Here is a 1,015-nt window from a genome sequence, read left to right on the forward strand (position 1 = left end):
CTCAGCTAAATCCGATAATAGGACAAATAATTGTTCAGGAACAACGAGCTCTCTGATCGATAAAGTTTGTAATTCCTGAATCAGATTTTTTTCTGTTCCCGTTACAATTGCGCTGGCACCTTCGCCAGTCGATAAATCTAAAAAGGCATAGGCATATCGATTTTCATCAATTTCTTCGGCAGCAGCAATGAAATTGTTACTTTTTCCATCCATATTCTTACCTTCAATAATCGTACCCGGTGTGATTAAACGAACAACTTCCCGTCTTACTACACCTTTAGCTTGTTTCGGGTCTTCTGTTTGTTCACAAATTGCCACGCGATAGCCCTTTTGAATGAGAGTCTCTATGTAATTTTGTGCGGCATGGTGAGGCACTCCACACATGGGAATTTTTTCTTTACTTCCTCCATCACGGCTGGTTAACGTAATTTCAAGAATTTGAGATGCACGAATAGCATCTTCAAAAAACAGTTCATAGAAATCTCCTAGCCGGAAAAATAAGAAAGCATCTGTATACTCTGATTTTACTTGTAAGTATTGTTGAATCATAGGTGTATAGGTGGACATGTCAAAACCTCTTTCGATTACTAGCGATTCTTCCATTATAACAAAATAACAGAAAAAAAAAGCCGGATTTCCTATCCCGGCTTAAGAAGATGATGATGATGACGACGAACTAGATTCGTCAAGTGTTGATGTAGACGATGAACTTTCATTTTTAAAAGACCATTCTTMTTCAACGTCTTGCGGTTGAATTTGAATAACTACTGTTGTTTCGCCTACGACTTCAGCATGTAATTCTCTTTCGACAGTTACTTTAAATAGTTCACCATCTGGGGTAATAATGGCTTCTGTACAATTTGGTTGTTGAATTACTCGAACATGTACGTCTTCAACACCATGGACGTCTTCATCACGGTAATGCAGTTTGATGCGTTCTTTGTAAGGGATTGTTTCAGAGAAAACAGCTGTTTTGGAATGTTCGTGATGGGCATACCAGACGTTAATATCATAC

At 38.3% G+C, this 1,015-nt stretch carries 2 protein-coding genes; both read right to left on the reverse strand.

Features of this window, described 5'->3' with window-relative positions; translation table 11 throughout:
- Positions 1 to 567: MutS N-terminal domain-containing protein (locus tag AC1DOS_RS20300; protein ID WP_477538936.1), on the reverse strand; the 567-nt coding region annotated here is incomplete at its 3' end.
- 81 nt (positions 568 to 648) lie between these two features.
- Positions 649 to 1,015 (reverse strand): outer spore coat protein CotE (gene cotE, locus AC1DOS_RS20305; protein ID WP_477538937.1); only part of this gene is annotated, 367 nt, incomplete at its 5' end.

The organism is Paenisporosarcina sp. P5_A11 (assembly GCF_056400705.1).